The sequence below is a fragment of the Tibeticola sp. genome, from assembly GCF_022759015.1.
Taxonomy (GTDB): Bacteria; Pseudomonadota; Gammaproteobacteria; order Burkholderiales; family Burkholderiaceae_C; genus Tibeticola; species Tibeticola sediminis.
In genome coordinates this window covers 30,519-46,029 of the sequence record NZ_JAEMQB010000099.1, presented here as the reverse complement: position 1 = coordinate 46,029, position 15,511 = coordinate 30,519, and the positions used below count along the sequence as shown (strand labels likewise).

General features: G+C 68.3%; 15 protein-coding genes and 1 pseudogene. 15 read left to right on the top strand and 1 reads right to left on the bottom strand.

What is annotated here, in order from left to right; translation table 11 throughout:
* The 9 genes and pseudogenes from JHC36_RS06235 to nagZ form a co-directional block, all read left to right on the top strand.
* A pseudogene (locus JHC36_RS06235) lies at positions 1-412 on the top strand (elongation factor 4); the annotation flags it as partial.
* On the top strand, positions 413-1,381 hold the full coding sequence (lepB, locus tag JHC36_RS06230; RefSeq protein ID WP_287917169.1) for a signal peptidase I: 969 nt from the start codon (positions 413-415) through the stop codon (positions 1,379-1,381). It abuts the pseudogene before it with no gap.
* Between the two features lie 50 nt (positions 1,382-1,431).
* A complete protein-coding gene (locus tag JHC36_RS06225) occupies positions 1,432-1,797 on the top strand; it encodes a DUF4845 domain-containing protein (protein WP_124224003.1) in 366 nt (121 codons plus the stop codon).
* A gap of 26 nt (positions 1,798-1,823) precedes the next feature.
* On the top strand, positions 1,824-2,513 hold the full coding sequence (gene rnc, locus JHC36_RS06220; RefSeq protein ID WP_124224070.1) for a ribonuclease III: 690 nt from the start codon (positions 1,824-1,826) through the stop codon (positions 2,511-2,513).
* A complete protein-coding gene (era, locus tag JHC36_RS06215) occupies positions 2,510-3,553 on the top strand; it encodes a GTPase Era (RefSeq protein WP_287917165.1) in 1,044 nt (347 codons plus the stop codon). Before rnc ends, era begins: the two co-directional genes overlap by 4 nt.
* Positions 3,554-3,571: 18 nt before the next feature.
* The gene (gene recO, locus JHC36_RS06210; RefSeq protein ID WP_503006926.1) at positions 3,572-4,324 is read left to right on the top strand and encodes a DNA repair protein RecO; all 753 of its coding nucleotides are present in this window, start codon (positions 3,572-3,574) and stop codon (positions 4,322-4,324) included.
* A 30-nt stretch (positions 4,325-4,354) separates the two neighbouring features.
* Positions 4,355-5,101: a pyridoxine 5'-phosphate synthase gene (locus tag JHC36_RS06205; RefSeq protein WP_287917159.1), complete on the top strand. Its 747-nt coding sequence runs from the start codon at positions 4,355-4,357 to the stop codon at positions 5,099-5,101.
* A gap of 1 nt (position 5,102) precedes the next feature.
* Positions 5,103-5,507 carry a holo-ACP synthase gene (gene acpS, locus JHC36_RS06200; protein WP_287917156.1) on the top strand — a complete coding sequence of 135 codons (405 nt, stop codon included), beginning with the start codon at positions 5,103-5,105 and terminating at the stop codon, positions 5,505-5,507.
* 122 nt (positions 5,508-5,629) lie between these two features.
* Positions 5,630-6,733: a beta-N-acetylhexosaminidase gene (gene nagZ / locus JHC36_RS06195; protein WP_287917153.1), complete on the top strand. Its 1,104-nt coding sequence runs from the start codon at positions 5,630-5,632 to the stop codon at positions 6,731-6,733.
* Between the two features lie 58 nt (positions 6,734-6,791).
* Here the strand turns inward: nagZ and lysS are convergent, their stop codons facing one another.
* Positions 6,792-8,342, bottom strand: a complete 1,551-nt coding sequence (lysS, locus tag JHC36_RS06190; protein WP_287917150.1) for a lysine--tRNA ligase — start codon at positions 8,340-8,342, stop codon at positions 6,792-6,794.
* 84 nt (positions 8,343-8,426) lie between these two features.
* Between lysS and JHC36_RS06185 the strand changes: the two genes are divergently transcribed.
* The 6 genes from JHC36_RS06185 to JHC36_RS06160 are packed head-to-tail and all read left to right on the top strand — an operon-like array spanning position 8,427 to position 15,509.
* Positions 8,427-9,989, top strand: coding sequence for a lipid II flippase MurJ (locus tag JHC36_RS06185; RefSeq protein WP_287917147.1), 1,563 nt, complete (start codon positions 8,427-8,429; stop codon positions 9,987-9,989).
* Positions 9,990-10,014: 25 nt separating this feature from the next.
* The gene (locus JHC36_RS06180) at positions 10,015-10,845 is read left to right on the top strand and encodes an aldolase/citrate lyase family protein (protein WP_287917144.1); all 831 of its coding nucleotides are present in this window, start codon (positions 10,015-10,017) and stop codon (positions 10,843-10,845) included.
* Positions 10,842-11,399, top strand: coding sequence for a sugar transferase (locus JHC36_RS06175; protein ID WP_287917141.1), 558 nt, complete (start codon positions 10,842-10,844; stop codon positions 11,397-11,399). Before JHC36_RS06180 ends, JHC36_RS06175 begins: the two co-directional genes overlap by 4 nt.
* 2 nt (positions 11,400-11,401) lie before the next feature.
* Entirely contained in the window at positions 11,402-13,234 is a 1,833-nt protein-coding gene (asnB, locus tag JHC36_RS06170; protein WP_287917138.1) for an asparagine synthase (glutamine-hydrolyzing), read from the top strand.
* Positions 13,231-14,484 carry a UDP-glycosyltransferase gene (locus tag JHC36_RS06165; protein WP_287917135.1) on the top strand — a complete coding sequence of 418 codons (1,254 nt, stop codon included), beginning with the start codon at positions 13,231-13,233 and terminating at the stop codon, positions 14,482-14,484. Before asnB ends, JHC36_RS06165 begins: the two co-directional genes overlap by 4 nt.
* A complete protein-coding gene (locus JHC36_RS06160) occupies positions 14,481-15,509 on the top strand; it encodes a GNAT family N-acetyltransferase (protein ID WP_287917132.1) in 1,029 nt (342 codons plus the stop codon). The genes JHC36_RS06165 and JHC36_RS06160 overlap by 4 nt, the downstream gene beginning before the upstream one ends.
* The last annotated feature ends 2 nt before the right edge of the window (positions 15,510-15,511 follow it).

Here is a 15,511-nt window from a genome sequence, read left to right as displayed (position 1 = left end):
GGTCAGCCGCGGCTACGCCTCGATGGACTATGAGTTCAAGGAATACCGGGCGTCGGACGTGGTGAAGGTCGACATCCTGCTCAACGGCGAGAAGGTCGATGCGCTCTCCATCATCGTGCACCGCACGCAGGCGCAGTTCCGCGGCCGCGCGGTGGTGGCCAAGATGCGCGAGATCATCAGCCGCCAGCAGTTCGATGTGGCGATCCAGGCCGCGATCGGCTCGAACATCATCGCGCGCGAAACCATCAAGGCGCTGCGCAAGAACGTGCTGGCAAAATGCTACGGCGGTGACATCACCCGCAAACGCAAGCTCCTCGAAAAACAAAAAGCAGGCAAGAAACGCATGAAACAGATCGGCTCGGTCGAAGTCCCGCAGGAAGCCTTCCTCGCGATCTTGCAGGTGGAAGATTAAATGCCTGTCCTCACTGGCGCGATTCTGGCTGCCTTTGCCGCTTACGCAGGGGCTTGGTACTTGGGTTGGATCGAAGGGAACTTCGAACTGCTGCTCTTTGCTGCCTCACTCGTGACGGGGCTCTACTGGGTGGCCGAGCGGTGGCATTTCCTGCCCGCGCGGCGCGCGGCGGCCGCAAGGCTCGAGCAAGAGGCCGAGGCACGGCGGGCCGAACACGAGCGCCTGGGGCTGGTGAGCGACGCCTCCGCACCCGTCGAAGCGGCGCGCGAGCGGCTCTTGATGCAGCCCTGGTGGCTCGATTGGACCGCCGGGCTGTTCCCCGTGATCGTCTCGGTGTTTCTGCTGCGCTCCTTCGTGGTCGAGCCGTTCAAGATTCCTTCGGGCTCGATGATCCCGACGCTGCTCGTCGGCGACTTGATTCTCGTGAACAAATACACCTATGGCCTGCGGCTGCCGGTGCTGCGCACGAAGATCACCGAAGGCACGCCACCGCGGCGCGGCGACGTGGTGGTGTTTCGCTACCCGCCCAAACCCAGCGTGGACTACATCAAGCGGGTCGTGGGCGTGCCGGGCGATGAGGTGGCTTACCTCAACAAGCGGCTGACCATCAACGGTCAGCCTGTGCCCACCCGCGCCTTGCCCGACTTCTTCGACGAGGACGCGATGCGCTACTTCCCCCAGTTCGAGGAGACGCTCGACGGCCGCGCGCACCGCTTGCTCAACGACCCGGATCGCCCAGCCATGGTGCTCGGGGCCAGCGACTTCCGGTTCCGCGACCATTGCCGCTACAGCGTCGAAGGCGTGGTTTGCCGCGTGCCCGAGGGCCACTACTTCATGATGGGCGACAATCGCGACAATTCGCTCGACTCCCGCTATTGGGGCTTTGTCCCGGACGCCAACATCGTCGGGCGGGCGTTTTTCATCTGGATGAGCTTCAGCAAGCTCAACCGGATCGGATCGTTTCAGTGAGGCAAGGGCGGATTGAGGCAAGCGCCCATCGAGCATCGGAGGAGCAGACCATGAGGATCACCCGGAGCGGTTTGGGCCGACACCAGCGCGGCATCACGTTCATCGGCATGTTGTTCGTCGCCGCCGTGGTGGGCAGTGTGATGGTCGTCGGGGCGCAGGTATTCCCGACGGTCGTCGAATATCTGGCGGTGAAGAAAGCCGTGAAAAAGGCCAGCGAAGGCACGACGGTGGCCGAGGTGCGCAACATCTTCCAACGCGCCACCGAAGTCGATGACATCACCTCGGTCACGCCCAACGACCTCGACATCACGAAAGAGGGCGACCGGGTCGTGGTGCGCTTTGCCTACAACAAGGAAATCCACCTCGTCGGCCCGGCGTACTTGCTGCTCAAGTACCGCGGCAGCAGCGCGCCGTGAGTGCCCCGGGACACGCGGCGGCGCGCATGGAGGCGGCGCCCTTGGAACTGCTGCAGCAGCGTCTGGCTTATCGGTTCAAAGATGAGGCCTTGCTGCAGCGCGCGCTGACCCACCGCAGCTTCAGTGCCGACCACAACGAGCGGCTCGAGTTTCTCGGCGACTCCGTGCTGAACCTGGCGGTTGCCCATCTGGTGTATGAGCGCCTGAGCGGTTTGCCCGAGGGCGATCTCTCGCGCGTGCGGGCGAACCTGGTGCGGCAGGAAACGCTCGCCGAATTGGCGCGCGGCCTCGATCTGTCGTCGATGTTGCGCTTGGGCGAGGGGGAGCAGCGCTCGGGCGGCAAGCAGCGACCGTCGATCCTGGCCGACGCGCTCGAAGCCGTGCTCGGCGCGGTTTACCTGGACGCGGGGTTCGATGCGGCCAACGCCTTGGTGCGTCGGCTGTTTCGGCACGTGGACATTCGCCCTGAAATGAAAGCGGCGGCGCGAGACCCCAAGACCGGTTTGCAGGAGTGGCTGCAGGCGCGTCGCATGGCTTTGCCGCTGTACCGCGTGCTGGCGACGTATGGCGCCGCACACCAACAAACCTTCGAAGTCGAGTGTCAGGTCGCGGCGCTCAAGCGCAGCGCCACCGGCACCGGCCCCTCGCGTCGGGCGGCCGAACAAGCGGCCGCGGCAGCGATGCTGGTCCAACTCGAGAACCACCCCCCGCGATGAACACCGAGTCCTTGATTCCCGATGCCGACCCGGCGTCCACCAAGGCGGCCGCGGCCAGCGTGACCCCGGGCGGCGGTTCCGTGTCACCGGTCGAGGCGTCGGCCTCCGAGGCGATCGCTGCCACGCCGCAGCAGCCGGAGGCGGGTGGGCAGCGCTGTGGGCTGATTGCGATCGTGGGCAAGCCCAACGTCGGTAAATCCACGCTGCTCAATGCGCTGGTGGGGCAAAAAATCAGCATCACCTCGCGCAAGGCGCAGACCACGCGCCATCGCATCACCGGTATCCGCACCCGGGACGCGACGCAGTTCGTCTTCGTCGACACGCCGGGCTTTCAGACGCGGCATCACACGGCGCTCAACAAGTCGCTCAACAAGACGGTTTTGGGTGCGGTCGACGACGTGGACCTCGTGCTCTTCGTCGTCGAGGCCGGCAGCTTCACCCTGGCCGACGCGCAGGTGCTTGCCTTGCTCAAACCCGGCATTCCGGTCGTTCTGGTGGCGAATAAGCTCGACTCCGTGCACCGGCGCGCCACGCTCGCGCCTTGGCTCAAGTCGATGCAGGAGCGGCATCCGTTTGCGGAATTCATGCCGATGTCGGCAAAAAACCCCAAGGATGTCGAGCGGCTGCTGCAGGTCTGTGAGCGCTATCTGCCCGAGCAGCCCTGGTGGTACGGCGAGGACGAACTGACCGACCGCAGCGAGCGTTTTCTGGCCGGCGAGATCGTGCGCGAGAAGCTCTTTCGCCTGACCGGCGACGAACTGCCCTACACCTCGGCGGTGCTCGTCGAGCGCTTCGAAGAGGAGCCCGGGCGCACCCATCAGCGATTGGTGCGCATCGCTGCGACGATCGTGGTCGAGCGCGAGGGGCACAAGGCGATGGTCATCGGCGAAAAAGGCGAGCGCTTGAAGCGCATCGGCACCGAGGCGCGGCAGGAGCTCGAGCGGCTGTTCGACGCCAAGGTGTTCCTCGAGTTGTGGGTCAAGGTGCGTTCCGGCTGGGCCGACGACGAGGCGCGGGTGCGGTCCTTTGGCTACGAGTGAGGTTCGCCTCGGGGGTCGCTGCCGCCGATGAAACGCATCGCCGACGAGCCCGGCTACGTGCTGCACCGCTATGACTGGAGCGAGGCGAGCCTGATTCTCGAGGTCTTTACCCGCCATCAGGGGCGGGTGGCGCTGGTGGCCAAGGGGGCCAAGCGCCCCAGTTCCAATTTCCGCCCGGTGTTGCTGCCGCTGCAACCCCTGCGGCTGAGCTTTGGGGGTGACGCCGAGATTCGCACCCTGAAGGCGGCCGAATGGGTGGGCGGCCATGTCATGCCCACGGGGGACGCGCTGCTCGCGGGCTACTACCTCAATGAGCTGCTGCTGCGTCTGCTCGCCCGCGATGATCCCCATCCGGGCCTGTTCGACGCCTACGCGGCCACGGTGCGCGCGCTGGCCGAGCCGCGGGTCGACAGCGACCCCGCAGCCTTGCGGGCCTTCGAGCTTTTGCTGCTGCGTGAGATCGGGCTGTTGCCGCAGCTCGACCTGCAGACGCTCACGCTCGAGCCGCTGCACGAGGGAAGCCTGTATTGCCTCGTGCCGGAGGGCGGCATCCGGGTCGCGCACGACGACGACACGGCCGCGCTCGAGGCACGGCACTGGCGGGCGCTGCAGGCCGCGCTGGACACCGATCCGCCCTATCCGGCGCTGCTGCAGGTCTGTGCTTCGATGCCTGCGGCGCTGCGCGCGCAGTTGCGGCGGCTGCTGACCTACCATTGCGGGGTGGGCACGCTGCGCACGCGGCAGATGCTCATCGACCTCCAAGCCCTCTGACCCTTTCCGCTGCGCTCCCTCGAGTCCCACATGAAACACACGGCCCTTTCCGTCAACCTCAACAAGGTCGCCTTGGTGCGCAACACGCGTCATCTGGGCATTCCGAGCGTCACGCGCGCGGCCACGCTGTGTCTGACGGCGGGCGCGCACGGCATCACGGTTCACCCGCGGCCCGACGAGCGGCACATCCGTGCCCACGATGTGTACGAACTCGCCGAGCTGCTGCAGGACTGGCCGGGCCGCGAATACAACATCGAGGGCAATCCGTTTCACAACCTCATGGACTTCATCCGCGCGGTGCGGCCACACCAAGCGACCTTCGTTCCCGACGCGCAGGGCCAGTTCACGAGCGACCACGGCTGGACTTTCCCCGACGACGCCGAGCGCCTGCGGCCGCTGATCCATGAGTGCCAGACGCTGGGCGTGCGGGTGAGCCTGTTCATGGACCCCGTGCCCGAGCAGATGGCGGCTGCCCGTGCGGTGGGCGCCGATCGCATCGAGCTCTATACCGAGCCCTACGCCGCCGCCTATGGTCACGCGAGTGAAACCGAGCAGCTCGAGCGCTACCGGGCCGCGGCGCTGGCGGCGCTGGACGCGGGACTCGAGGTCAACGCGGGCCACGACCTCAATCGCGACAACCTCACCGACTTCCTGCGCCAGGTGCCTGGCGTGCGCGAGGTCTCGATCGGCCACGCGCTCATCAGCGATGCGCTCGAGCTCGGTTATGACGCCACGGTGCGCGCCTATCTCGATTGCATCGCGCGCGCCGAAGCTTGAAATGATCTACGGCATCGGAACCGATTTGTGCGATGTGCGGCGCATCGCTGCGGCGCTGTCCCGGCACGGGGAGCGTTTTGCCGAGCGCATCCTCGCCGAAGGCGAATTGGCGACCTGGCGCCAGCGCAGCGCGCGTTGGCCGGAACGCGGCACGCGTTTTCTCGCCACGCGCTTTGCCGCCAAGGAGGCTTTCAGCAAAGCCATCGGGCTCGGGCTGCGCGCCCCGATGCGCTGGCGCGACTGCGAAGTGGGCCGCCTGCCCAGCGGTCAGCCCACGGTGGTGCTGCACGGCGCCTTGGCGCAGTGGTGCGCCGCGCGCGGCCTGGTGGCGCACCTGAGCGTGAGCGACGAAGGGGACATGGCCTGTGCTTATTGCATTGTCGAGCAGCGCCGTGCCAGCCTCTGAGGCCAGGCACTTTGGCCCCGCGCATGCACTCGGCCGAGCCGTCGCCGGATTTTTAGCCATTTCTGCTGCATTGCCGGCGTGAAATGGACGTTCATTGCTATCAAAAAGAAAGTATACAGCTCATGGATTTTGGCGCACCCATCATCATCGACATCGCCGGGACGGCTCTGACCGAGGACGACCGGCGGCGGCTGGCGCATCCGCTCACGGGCGGCCTGATTTTGTTCGCGCGCAACTGGCAAAGCCGCGACCAGCTGACCGAACTGTGCGCTTCGATCAAGGACGTGCGCGAGGATTTGTTGATCTGCGTGGACCATGAAGGCGGCCGTGTGCAGCGTTTTCGCGAGGACGGCTTCACGCATCTGCCGCCGATGCGCGCCTTCGGCGAGATGTGGATGGATGACGGCAAGGGGCCGGTCGGGGCGGGTGCTTTGCGCGCGCAAGACGCGGCCAGCGCGGCGGGCTATGTGCTCGGCGCCGAGCTGCGCGCCTGTGGGGTCGACCTGAGCTTTACGCCCGTGCTCGACCTCGATTGGCCGGACGGGCGCACCGGCGCCTCGCGCAGCAGCGTCATTGGCGACCGCGCCTTTCACAGCGACGCGCGCGTCGTGACGCTGCTGGCCAAGAGCCTCATGCATGGCCTGCTGCGCGCAGGCATGCAGCACTGCGGCAAGCACTTTCCGGGGCATGGTTATGTGCGCGCGGATTCGCATGTGGACATTCCGGTCGATCCGCGCGGGCTGCGCACCCTGCTGGCTGCCGACGCGGCGCCCTACGGTTGGCTGTCGAGCACGCTGGCGGCGATGATGCCCGCGCATGTGATTTATCCGAAGGTCGATGCGCGGCCCGCGGGCTTTTCGCGGGTGTGGCTCGAGGACATCTTGCGCGCGCGCCTCGGCTTCACCGGCGCGGTATTCAGCGACGACCTGTCGATGGCGGGCGCGCGCATGCTCGATGGCCGAGCGGTGAGCCACACCGAGGCGGCGCTGGCGGCACTCGAGGCGGGCTGCGACCTGGTGCTGCTGTGCAACCAGTCGCTCGAGGGCGGTGCGCCGATCGACGCCTTGCTCGATGGCCTCTCGGAAGCGGTGGTGCGCGGCCGTTGGTCGCCGCGCGGCGCGAGTGAAGCGCGCCGCCGCTCGCTGCTGCCCGCTGCGCCGGCTCTGGAGTGGGATGAACTGATGCGCAGCGAGCCCTACCAGCACGCGCTCGAGCGGTTGCCGTAGATCTTCGGCAACCCGGAATAGGCCCTTTGCGAGGCCGATTCGCCGTTGTCTCAGCCTCTCAGCCTCTTGGGTGCGGCGCTGCCTCGTGCTCGCGGCGCAGCGCGGGGAAGAGGATGACGTCGCGGATGCTGGGCGAATCGGTCAGCAGCATCATGAGGCGGTCGATGCCGATGCCGCAGCCGCCGGCCGGGGGCATGCCGTATTCGAGCGCGCGCACGAAGTCGTGGTCGAAATACATGGCCTCGTCGTCGCCGCTGTCCTTGGCGGCGACCTGCGCGGCAAAGCGCGCGGCTTGGTCTTCGGCGTCGTTGAGTTCGGAAAATCCGTTGCCGAACTCGCGCCCGGTGATGTAGAGCTCGAAGCGCTCGGTGACTTCCGGGTGATTGTCGTTGGCGCGCGCCAGCGGCGAGATTTCCGTCGGGTGCTCCATGATGAAGGTGGGCTGCCAGAGCTTTTCTTCGACCGTTTCCTCGAAATAGAGCACCTGCAACGCGGCGAGCGACCGGCTCGAGAGGCGGTCTTTCTCTTCGGAGAGGCCGAGCTTTTTCAGGCTGGCGATGAGCCACTCCCGATCAGCGACGCGCTCGCCGGCGTCGGTGTGGCGCTCGATGGCTTCCGGGATGGTCAGGCGCTCGAACGGCTGGGACAGGTCGACCGTCTTGCCACCATAGGTCAGTTGCAGCGTGCCCACGGCTTTCTGGGCGGCGTCGCGGATCAGCGCTTCGGTGAAGTCCATGAGGTCGCGGTAATTCCAGTAGGCCGCGTAGAACTCCATCATGGTGAACTCGGGGTTGTGCCGCACCGAGATGCCCTCGTTGCGGAAGTTGCGGTTGATCTCGAACACCCGCTCGAAACCGCCGACCAGCAGGCGCTTGAGGTAGAGCTCTGGCGCGATGCGCAGATACATCTCCTGGTCGAGCGCGTTGTGGTGCGTGACGAAGGGCCGCGCGTTGGCACCGCCGGGAATCGGGTGCAGCATGGGCGTTTCGACCTCGAGAAAGCCGTGCTCGACCATGAACTGGCGGATCGACGCAATGGCCTTGCTGCGCGCGACGAAGCGGTCGCGCGCGGCGGGATCGGTCATCAAGTCCACGTAGCGCTGGCGGTATTTCATCTCCTGGTCCTGCATGCCGTGGAACTTGTCGGGCATGGGGCGCAGGCTCTTGGTCAGCAGCCGGATGCGCGTGGCCTGCACCGAGAGCTCACCGGTGCGCGTCTTGAACAGCGTTCCTTCGACGCCGAGGATGTCGCCCAGGTCCCAGTGCTTGAACGCGGCGTAGACGTCTTCGCCCACGCCGTCGCGGGTGATGTAGATCTGAATGCGGCCGCTGGCGTCCTGCAGCGTCGCAAAGCTGGCCTTGCCCATGACGCGCTTGAGCATCATGCGGCCGGCCACGCGCACGTGCAGGTTTTGCTCCTGCAGCAGTTCGGCGCTTTTTCCCCCATGGTGCGCGAGCAGGTCCGCGGCATGGTGGGCCGGCTTGAAATCATTCGGGAATGCGACGGGCCCGCCCGCCTTCTGCGCCTCGCGCAGGGCCTTGAGCTTCTCGCGGCGCTCGGCGATGAGCTGGTTTTCGTCCTGGGGCGCAGTGACTGGGGTGTCAGACATGGTGGAGGGTCTCGAGGCGGCAAAACGCTTGATTTTAGGGCGCGGCGCTGGCGCTCAGGGGGCGTTGTCATAATCCGCGCCACCATGTTGCTCAAGGCCGGAGTCGTCTCACTGGTTCTCTTGCTTGCCAGTCGCGTGCTCGGGCTCTTGCGCGAGTCGGCGCAGGCGGCGGCTTTCGGGGCCTCGGGGCTGGCCGACGGGGTGGTGCTGATGCTCGCGCTGCCCGACTGGATCACCGGCCTCGTGGCTGCCGGCGCCTTGTCCTATGTGTTGCTGCCGCTGTGGGCGCAGCAGAGCGCGGCGGCGCAGGCCGAGAGCGAGCGGCGCGTAGCGCGCGCCCTGTTGGCGATCGGTGCGGTGCTGGCGCTGCTGCTGGCCGGCGGTCGCCTCGGTGTGCTGGCGGCGTTGGCGCCGGGCCTGAGCGGGCCGGCACGGGACGCGGCCGCACGGGGCCTGATCTACGCAGCGATGGCGCTGCCGCTGGCCTTGCTCGCGGCGCTGTGGAGCACGCGCGCGCAGCACCGGCGTGACTTCGTGGGCTTGTACGCGGCCAATCTGGTGGTCAATGGCGTGCTCGTGACCGCTTTGTTTTTCATAGCAATGAAGCCCGAGTCTGCGCCGGCAATAGACCGATTGGGCCTGGTTTTGCTGCTGGCGATGGCGGCGAGGCTGTGGTGGTTGGCGGCGCGGCGCCGGGGATGGGTGGACGGGGCGGCGGCCCCGGAGGCAGCGGGGGCGCCGGCGCCTGCAGGCGCGCGCCCGCGCTCGACGCCGCTGCCGGGCACGGCGGTTTGGCTCTGGGCGGCGCTGGCCGCCGGCTTGCCGCTGGCTTTGCCATTCGCCGCGCGCTCCATGGCGTCGGCGGCGGGCGAGGGCGCGCTGACCACCTTCAACTACGCCTGGAAGCTCGTCGAGTTGCCGCTGGTGCTGGCGGTGCAACTGGCGGCGTCGCTGAGCTTTCCCGGCATCGCGGCCGCCTACGCCGCTGCCTTGAGCAGCTCTGCTGAGCGCGCGGCGGCCGAGTCGCGGGTGCGCGCGGCCATGGCGCTGGCTTGGACGCTGGCCTGCATGGCCGCAGCCGGGCTCATCGTCGGCGCCGATGCTCTGGCGATGCTGCTCTTTGGCTGGGGGCGCATGCCGGCGGAGGCGCTTGTGCCGCTCGCGCAGTGGGCGCGGGTCGGCGCGTGGAGCTTGCTGCCGCAGGCGCTGATCGCGGTGGCGCTCACCGCGCTGGCTTCGCAGGCGCGGCTGCGCGTGGCGGCGCTGGTTTGGGCCTTGGGGCTTGCGACCTTGCTGGCCTCGAATCTGGCTTTGCCCGCATCGGGACGGGCGCAGATGGCGGCGCTGGACGCGGTGCTCGCGCTCGTGGCCGTCGGCCTGCTGGCTCTGCTGGGGCCGGGCCTGGGTGCGCTGCGGCGGCTCTTGCCGCTGCGCCTCATGCTGGCGACGGGGGCGGTGCTGCTGGCTTGTTCGGTAGGGGTGGCGCCTTGGGGCTTGGACGGTGCCGCTGCGGCCGGCGCGGGCTGGGCCGCCCGTCTGTGGGCGCTGCGGGGGCCGCTCGGCGGCGCGGTGGGCGCGGCCGCCCTCGTGGGCGCGGTGGCGGCACTGAGCGGCCTGCCTGGGCGCCGCTGGCTGCGCCGACAATAGGGGACGTCCTCTCGCTTGCTGTTTCATGCTCGAACTGATCCAGATCACCGCTGACCCTGCGCTGGCGCGCCGCTGTGCGGCCCTGCCGGAGATGCGGCTCTTCGTCGACCTGGAGCGCCACGGCAAGGCCGAGCGACAGGCCGGGCGCAACAGCTTCATCAGCACCCACACGCTCGACGATGTGGCGGCCGTGCGTGCGGCGGCACCCGAGGCGCCCCTGATGGTGCGGCTCAACCCTTGGCACGCGGGCACGCCCGGCGAGGTGGAGGCGGCTCTGGCGCGCGGCGCCGACCGGCTGATGCTGCCGATGTTTCGCGAGCCACGTGAATTGAGCGCGTTTTGCGCCTGCGTGGCGGGCCGCGTGCCGGTCACGGCGCTGCTCGAAACCGCAGAGGCGCTGGCTTCGATCGAGGACTGGGTGGCGACGCCCGGGCTCGATGAGGTGTTCGTCGGCCTCAACGACTTGCATCTGGCGCTCGGCCTGCGCTTCATGTTCGAGCCGCTGGCGCTGGGCTGGGTGGACCGCGTGGCCGCGCAGGCGCGCAGCCACGGGCGGCGTTTTGGCTTTGGGGGCATCGCGCGGCTCGACGAGGGCTTGCTTTCGGGGCGCGATGTGCTGGCCGAGCATTTGCGGCTGGGGTCGCAGGCGGTGATCCTCTCGCGCACCTTCCAGCGCAGCGACGCGCCCGAGCCGTTCGAGGCGGCGGTGGCCGCCTTGCGCGCGGCCGAATCGGCGCTGGCGCGGCGTCGTCCCGAGGAGGTGGAGGCCGACCGCGTGCGCATTGCCGAGCAAATCCGTGCGATTGCCGCGCAGATGCCGCGCACCGATGCCGGGGTGGCGGGGGCCTCGGCATGATCAAGCGCGCGTTCGACTTCGCAGCCAGCGCGCTCGCCCTGCTGCTGCTCAGCCCCGTGCTCGCCACGGTGGCGCTGGCAGTGTGGCTCGAGGATGGGCCGCCGGTGCTGTTCCGGCAGGCGCGCATCGGCCTCGGTGGGCGGCCGTTTCAGATGCTCAAATTCCGCAGCATGGTGAAGGACGCCGCCGCCCGCGGACCCTACTACACGCAAGGGGCAGACCCGCGCATCACGCGCGTGGGCCGCTTCATCCGCCGCACGAGTCTGGACGAGCTGCCGCAGCTCATCAACGTGCTCAAGGGCGAGATGAGCCTCGTCGGACCGCGCCCCGACCTGCCGGCGCAGCAAAGCCTGTACGCGCCCGAAGACTGGGCGCTGCGCTGCAGCGTGCGGCCCGGCCTCACGGGACTGGCGCAGGCCTTGTACCGTTCCGACTGCACCGAGCGCGAGCGGCTCGAAGCCGATCTGCGCTACGTGCGCGAGGCCTCGTTCGGGTTGGACCTGAAGATCCTCTGGTGGACGCTGGGCCGGCTCAGCGGTCGGGGAGCGAACTGAGCATGTGCGGCATTTTTGGTTACTGGAGCCCACGGCGCGACGCGCTCGACGCCGCGGTGCTGCGCGCGATGGGGCAGGCCCTGCGGCACCGCGGCCCCGACGACGAAGGCATCCACCACGACCCGGCGCGCGGCGTCGCGGTCGGCAACCGGCGGCTGTCCATCATCGACCCCGCGGGCGGGCACCAACCTTTCGTCAGTGACGACGGGCGCATCGCCGTCGTGCAAAACGGCGAAATCTTCAACCACGTCGAACTCGCGGCCGAACTGCGCGCGCAAGGCGTGGTGCTGCGCACGCATTCGGACACCGAGGTCATTCTGCGCCTCTACGAACGCGAGGGCATGGCCTGCTTGAAGCGGCTCAACGGCATGTTCGCGATCGCGATCGACGATGCGCGCGAGGATGCGCTCTATCTGGCGCGCGACCGCATCGGCGTCAAACCGCTGTACGTGATGCGGCGCGGCGAAACCACGTTGTTTGCCTCTGAAATCAAGGCTTTCTGGCCGGTTCCCGGCGTCGAACGGTGTTCGGATGCTATCGATCTTGAAGCGATCCATCACTATCTCAGCTTCAATTACATCCCAGCCCCCTGGACCGTCTGGCGCGACGTGCGCCATCTGATGCCCGGCACCTGGCAGCGCTACGGCCGCGACGGCCGCGTGCACACCGAACGCTGGTGGCGCCTGGCCGACCAGCACGAGCAAGCGCAGTCCTTCGAGCCCTGGGCCGAGGAATTCATGGCCTTGCTCGACGACGCGACCCGGCTGCGGCTGCGCGCCGACGTGCCCTTTGGTGCCTTTCTCTCGGGGGGCGTGGATTCGAGCACCATCGTCGGCCTCATGGCGCGGCATGTGCGCGAGCCCGTGCGCACCTTCTGCATCGGCTTTGCGGATCCGCGCTACGACGAATCGAGCTTCGCGGCCGAGGCGGCGCGGCGCTTCGGTTGCGCGCACACGATGGAAGTGGCCGAGCTCAACATGCTCGAGCGCTGGCCGCGGGTGCTGTGGCATCTCGACCAGCCGCATGGCGATGCGTCCTTTCTGCCCACGCTGCGCGTGAGCGAACTCGCCGCGCGGCAGGTCAAGGTCGTTCTCACGGGCGACGGGGGCGATGAGTTGTTTGCCGGCTACGACAAATACGCGCAGTTCTTTGCACGGCCCGAGGCCGAGGCCCTGAGCCAGCCCGCATTCGAGCGCCAGTACTTCGACAGCATCTCGCTCCTGACACCGGCGGCGAAGGCGGCGCTCTACCGACCGGCGCTGCGCGCGCAGCTCGAGGGCCTCGACAGCTTCGAGGTCGCCGCGCGGCCCTGGTTCGAGGAGGCGGCGCACTTCGACCGCATCAACCAGGCCTTGTACCTCGACATGCAGTTGCTGCTGTCGGGCAACAACCTCGTCAAGCCAGACCGCATGGGCATGGCCGTGAGCATCGAGGCGCGCACGCCGTTTTTGGACTGGCGGATGATGGAATTCGCCTTCCGCGCGCCCGGCCGCACGAAACTGTCCCCCGCCGGCGACAAGAAGCATTGGTTCAAGCGCGCCGTCGCCCCGCTCATCGGCGAGGACCTGGCCTACCGAAACAAACAGATGTTCACCGTGCCGATCGGCGACTGGTTCCGGGGCGAACTGCACGGCTGGCTGCGGCAGACGCTGCGGGGCAGTGCTTGGCTCGCAGAGGCGTTCGAGTGGGCTTCGATCGAGGCCATGCTCGACGCCCACCGCAGCGGCGCGGCCAACCACACTCGAGAGCTGCGCGCGCTCGCGGCGCTCGCCTTGTGGGCGCGCGGCCAGGGGATCGATTCCGACGGTTCGCCGATCACGGAGGCCGACGTATGAAGCGGCGGCCCCTTTGGCTCTTTGTTTGCTACGGCGGCGGCCACGTCCAAGCCTTGTTGCCCGTCGCCGAGCGGGTGCGTTCTTTGGGCTTGGCAGAGCCTCACTTCCTCGCGCTCACCACGGCTGCGCCGCTGGCCCGTGCGCGCGGCTTTCCCACGCTGGGCTTTCGTGACCTGGTGGAGCCGGGCGACCGGCACGCCCTTCAGATCGGCGAGCGACTGGCGGCGCAACTCTCCGTGCAAGCCACCGACCGTGACGAATCGGTGGCTTACCTCGGTCTGTCCTACGCCGACCTCGAGCAGCGGCTGGGTGCCGCGGAGGCGGCCGAGCGTTATGCGCGTTACGGCCGTCAGGCTTTCCTGCCGCTCGGCATACTCGAGCGGGCTTTGCGGCGCTTGCAACCCGCGCTGGTGCTCGCGACCAACTCCCCTCGGGCCGAGCAGGCGGCCATCGAGTCGGCGCGCGCGCTGGGCATCCCGAGTGTGTGCTTGCTCGACCTGTTTGGTATCTGGGAACGCGAGCGGCTGGCACGCGCCGACTATGCCGACGCGCTGTGTGTCCTCAACGACGCCGTGCGCGAGCGTTTCATCGCAGCGGGGCGACCAGCCGAGCACATCTTTGTCACGGGCAATCCGGCGTTTGATGGGCTGCGCAACCCGATGCTGCCGGCGCAGGGCGCCGCGCTGCGCCGCGCGGCGGGCTGGGAGGACTTGCATGTGCTGCTGCTCGCAACCTCGCCCGAGCCCGAACGCATCCCCGGCATCGCGGCCGTGGGCGACCCGCAATGGCCTCGGCGCATCGAGCAACGCTTGATCGAGATCGTGCAGGCCAACCCGCGGCTCGCGCTCTGGCTGCGGCGTCATCCCAGCGAGCCGCCGGCAGACGCCGTGGCCGCGCTCGGATACCCCCGCATCCGGGTTGCTGGACCGGAGGTGCTCCTGCACGCGTGGCTGCACGCGGGCGACGAGGTGCTGGTGACCGTGTCCACCGTCGGCGTCGAAGCGGCGCTCTGCGGACGGCCGGTAACGCAGATCCACGGCTCGATCCTCGACGAGCTCAGCCCCTATGTCGAGATGGGCCTGGCCCAGCGCGCACTCGGGCTCGAAGCGCTCGCGGGCGCTTGGAGCGGCGCTTGGGCACCGAGGGCATTCAGCGCGCGTACCGGCGTCCCTCTGGCCAGCCCACCGGCGGCGGAGGCCGTGGTCGCGGTGGCGCAGCGTCTGGTCGATCCCGTGGCGGGGGCTGCATGACAGCGCCCCGGGTCGAACGCATCGACGGAGCCGAGGCCGATGCGCGCGCGGCGCAGATGGGCCCGCCGCTGTGGCCCGGCACCTTGCACCGGGACTATCTGGAGGCCGACGCGCTGCGCGACCCCGCGCTCGAGCCGATCTGGGTCGCCGTGCATGACGGCCCTTCGCTCTGGATCCACGGCTTGCACCGGCGCTGCATCGAAGGCTGCGCCGGGCTCTTCGACGCGAGCGCTCCCTACGGCTATGGCGGCCCGCTGTGTCGCGCCGCCGATGCCGACTTCCTGCCGCGCGCCTGGCGTGCCTATGCCGAGTGGATGTCTGAGCAGGGCGTGGTCGTCGAGTACGTGCGCTTCCATCCCCTGTTGAGCAATGAGCGCTGGTATGGCGGACGGGTCAATGCCAACCGGCCGGTGGTCTGGGTCGACCTGGGAGACGCGGACTTTGCTCGCTACTACGCGCCGCGTCTGCGCAGTACCTTGAACAAAGCCGCGCGGCTCGGCCTGCGCTATGAAGAGCAAGCGCTCGCCACCGCCGTTCCCGCGTTCGGCGCGTATTACCGACGCGCCATGCGCGAGATGGGCGCCGACCCGTTTTTCGATTTTTCGGATGACTACTTTGCTCGGCTCGCACAGCACCCGGGCGCGCGTCTCGGCGTCTGCCGAGGCTCGGGCGGGGATGCGTGGCTCGCCGCTTGCCTGATGCTCGACGGCGCAGGCATGACGGAATATCACCTGGCGGCCACCTGCGCCGAAGGGCGTCGCGCCGGGGCGTCGAGTCATGCCTTGCACCAGGCGGCGCTCGCGGCTCGCGGGCGCGGCCAACGCGTGCTCTACCTCGGGGGCGGCAGTGATACGCGCCCCGACAACCCCTTGCTTTTTTTCAAGGCATCGTTCTCGCCGCTACGGGCGACCTACCATACCGGCTTTCAGGTGTTCGACCCCGAGCGCTACGACGCGCTCAAACGGCACTTCGCGCCGGCATGGGCGGCGCATCCCGAACGGCCGATCTTTTATCGCAAGGTCTGATC